This window comes from Pedobacter sp. 10L46_2 (assembly GCF_056395165.1).
On record NZ_JBFTIZ010000380.1, the window covers coordinates 1 to 3643 of the forward strand.

Annotated in this window: 5 protein-coding genes; 1 reads left to right on the top strand and 4 read right to left on the bottom strand. The window is 38.8% G+C overall.

Annotated elements, in window-relative coordinates; all coding sequences use genetic code 11:
- Together AC1DDX_RS25335 and pdxH are read right to left on the bottom strand one after the other, a co-directional pair.
- On the bottom strand, nt 1-769 hold a 769-nt coding region (locus tag AC1DDX_RS25335; protein WP_477622816.1), incomplete at its 3' end, for a 3-hydroxyacyl-CoA dehydrogenase NAD-binding domain-containing protein.
- 10 nt (nt 770-779) lie between these two features.
- A complete protein-coding gene (gene pdxH / locus AC1DDX_RS25340; RefSeq protein WP_337714885.1) occupies nt 780-1430 on the bottom strand; it encodes a pyridoxamine 5'-phosphate oxidase in 651 nt (216 codons plus the stop codon).
- Nucleotides 1431-1477: 47 nt separating this feature from the next.
- Between pdxH and AC1DDX_RS25345 the strand changes: the two genes are divergently transcribed.
- On the top strand, nt 1478-2041 hold the full coding sequence (locus AC1DDX_RS25345; protein ID WP_172663307.1) for a YqgE/AlgH family protein: 564 nt from the start codon (nt 1478-1480) through the stop codon (nt 2039-2041).
- Nucleotides 2042-2101: 60 nt separating this feature from the next.
- On the opposite strand, the gene purE is transcribed toward AC1DDX_RS25345, so the two are convergent.
- Nucleotides 2102-2584, bottom strand: coding sequence for a 5-(carboxyamino)imidazole ribonucleotide mutase (purE, locus tag AC1DDX_RS25350; protein ID WP_172663306.1), 483 nt, complete (start codon nt 2582-2584; stop codon nt 2102-2104).
- A partial coding sequence (locus AC1DDX_RS25355) for a 5-(carboxyamino)imidazole ribonucleotide synthase (RefSeq protein ID WP_477622817.1) occupies nt 2584-3643 on the bottom strand: 1060 nt, incomplete at its 5' end. The genes purE and AC1DDX_RS25355, both read right to left, overlap by 1 nt.

Sequence of the window (3643 nt, forward strand, 5' to 3'; positions counted from 1 at the left end):
GAGCATACTTAGGATTCCCAAATCCGTCATGCAGTACGCGTAATATAGCCAGGCAAACATCCAGTCCTATAAAATCGGCAAGTTGCAATGGCCCCATCGGATGCGCCATTCCTAACTTCATCACCGTATCAATCTCTTCAACTCCTGCAACGTTTTCATAAAGTGTATATATAGCCTCATTTATCATGGGCATTAATATTCTATTGGCAACAAAACCCGGGTAGTCATTTACTTCAACAGGTGCCTTTTCAAGCTTTTTGGAAAGATCCATTATTGTAGCAGTAGTTTCATTACTTGTTGCGTAACCGCGAATCACCTCAACCAGTTTCATCACTGGTACAGGATTCATAAAATGCATTCCAATAACTTTGGCGCCCCTATTGGTAACAGATGCTATTTTGGTAATGGAAATAGAAGAAGTGTTACTTGCTAAAATAGCCTCCGGCTTAGCAAAAGCATCCAGATCTTTAAATATTTTTAGTTTTAGGTCAAGGTTTTCCGTGGCAGCTTCAACAATAAAATCTGCATTTGCAACACCCAATTGCATATCGGTTAATACGGTTATGTTTTTGATCGTTTCGGCCTTTTGTACTTCTGTTATTGTGCCTTTGGTAACCTGACGATCAAGGTTTTTGCCAATTGTATTGATTGCCTTTTCAAGCGCATCCTTGTTAATGTCAATCAGGTTTACCTGATATCCGAATTGTGCAAAAACATGCGCAATCCCATTGCCCATAGTACCTGAGCCTATTACTGAGATGTTTTTCATTTAAGTTTTTTTACGGAGCTAATCTATTGATAATCCACGAACCTTCCACCAAATCGTAAACAATCCTGTCATGCAGCCTGCTTGGTCTGCCTTGCCAGAATTCTATATAAGTAGGCTCCACTAAATAACCACCCCAATGTAACGGACGTGGGATTTCCTGATCAGCATATTGGGTAGTAAGTTGCTCAACTTTACGCTCTAGCGATTCCCTGTCGCTAATTACTTTACTCTGAGGAGATGCCATTGCTCCAATTTGACTACCTATTGGACGCGAGTGAAAATACTCGGAAGAAGTCTCCTCACTAACCTTACTTACCACACCTTCTATACGCACTTGTCGTTCTAACTCAGGCCAAAAGAAAACAAGGGCTGCTTGTGGGTTTTCTACTAGATCACGGCCCTTTTTACTCTCGTAATTGGTGTAAAATACAAAACCATCCTCATCAATACCTTTCAATAATACTATCCTTGCCGTGGGCTTTCCAAACCTATCGGAAGTAGCAAGCGTCATCACATTAGGTTCATATAGCTGTGAACTGACAGCGTCCTGAAACCATTTTTTAAATTGAAGAATTGGATTGCTATCAACATCATTTTCAGAAAGACTTGCCGAGCGATAATCTTGGCGTAGGTTTTGTATATTTTCTTTAGTAAGGTCCATACACAAAAATAGGGTTAGTTTAGTTAATTTTGTTTTAAATTTCTAAAATGTTAAGTCGCTTAGAACCATCTGTAGGTAAATTATTAATTTCTGAACCATTTTTAATGGATCCTAATTTTAAACGTTCGGTAGTTTTAATTACAGAGCATCAGGATGAGGGAACTGTTGGTTTTATTTTAAACCAAAGAAGTGCACTTGTGCTGAGCGATTTAATCCCTGAACTGGATAAAGCAGACTTCCCGGTATATATCGGTGGCCCTGTTGGAACCGATACCGTTCATTTTATGCATCGCTGTTATGATAAGCTAAATGGTGGCGAAGAAATTGCAAAAGGGGTTTATTGGGGAGGCAATTTTGAAGCACTGAAAATTCTCATCAGCAATGGATTTATCCAAGCCAGCGAAATCAAGTTTTTTATTGGCTATTCTGGCTGGGGTGTAGAGCAGCTTAAAGATGAGCTTAAAGAAAATACATGGATTGTATCAGACACTTATCAGGCTGATGTGGTTTTTTCTAACGATGAAGAAGATTTATGGCGAGAGGTGATCATTAACCTTGGACCAAAATATGCGCATGTTAGCAATTTTCCAAGTAATCCTAATTTGAATTAGTAATTAGTATTTAGACAAGGGGCATAACTACTAATGTCCAAGTACTAATGTCTAAATACTCTAAAGCTCTAAAGCGCTTTCTTCAACTTTCTTTCTAAGCTCATCCTTATAAGCCTGCATTTTAACAGCAAGACTTGCATCAGCAGTAGAAAGTATTTGAACAGCAAGCAAACCGGCATTTTTTGCTGCATTAAGTGCAACAGTTGCAACGGGGATACCATTAGGCATTTGTAAAATAGAAAGGATAGAATCCCATCCGTCAATAGAATTTGAAGATTTTACAGGAACTCCAATTACCGGCAAAACGGTAATAGAAGCCACCATTCCAGGTAAATGTGCTGCACCACCGGCACCCGCAATAATTACCTTTAAACCACGGCCAGCAGCCTGTTTTGCATAATCAAACATCCTTTCAGGAGTACGGTGAGCAGAAACAACTGTCATTTCGAATTCGACCCCGAATTCTTTAAAAACATCAGCAGCATCCTTCATAATATGAAGATCCGATTTGCTACCCATTATAATGCCAACTTGTACGCTCATTAGGAAATAACTTTTAATGTATTTTTAATATAATTTGCTTTTTCTATTGCACTTTCGCGGTTTTGGTCAACAACAGTAATGTGACCCATTTTACGGAAAGGCTTGGTATATTTTTTTCCGTACAAATGTACATATACACCATCAATTGCCATGATTTTTTCTAGTCCATGGTACTTTGCCACCCCATTATGGTTTTTTTCACCAAGCAGGTTAATCATCACCGCATTGTTTATTGCACGGGTGTCGCCCAGAGGTAAGTTAAAAATAGCCCTTAAATGTTGCTCAAACTGAGATACATAATTGCCTTCTATAGTATGATGACCGCTATTATGAGGGCGAGGCGCAAGCTCATTTACCAAGATGTTGCCATCCCTGGTAATAAACATTTCAACCGCCAATAATCCGGTAATATTTAATGATGAAGCGATGTTTTTAGCAATAACTTCAGCTCTTTCCTGAATCGCATCCGGATAGGTGGAAGGGGAGATTAAAAACTCAACCAGGTTTGCTTCAGCATTAAATTCCATCTCAACCAAAGGAAAAGTTTTTACATCTCCGTTTGGGTTTCTTGCCACAATAACTGCAATCTCCTTCTCAAAATCTACAAGTTCCTCAATTAAACAAGGCCCTTCAAAGGCATTTTCAACATCTGCGGCATGGTTTATTTTCATTACCCCTTTACCATCGTAGCCGTCTTTGCGCTGTTTAAGCATGTAAGGGAAAGGAATGTTGCTGTTTAACATCTCTGCCTTACTGTTTACCAGTTGAAATGGGGCGGTAGGAATATCATTCTCTTTAAAAAACTGTTTTTGAACACCTTTATCCTGAATTAAACGGATTACCCTCGATTGTGGATAAACATGCTTTCCTTCTTTTTCCAATTGTTCAAGTGCCTCAATATTTACTTTCTCTATTTCAATAGTGATGATGTCGGCCTTTTTTCCAAAATTATAAACGGTGTCGAAATCAGTAATTGAGCCACACTCAAAATAGTTCGCTATATGTTTACAAGGTGCGTCGGTATCGGGATCTAAAATTAAAGTGGTTAAGTTATAATTG

Excerpts from the sequence above, each read along its gene's own strand:
- pdxH (WP_337714885.1), bottom strand. The coding sequence starts at position 1,430 with ATGGACCTTACTAAAGAAAATATACAAAACCTACGCCAAGATTATCGC.
- AC1DDX_RS25345 (WP_172663307.1), top strand. The coding sequence starts at position 1,478 with ATGTTAAGTCGCTTAGAACCATCTGTAGGTAAATTATTAATTTCTGAA.
- purE (WP_172663306.1), bottom strand. The coding sequence starts at position 2,584 with ATGAGCGTACAAGTTGGCATTATAATGGGTAGCAAATCGGATCTTCAT.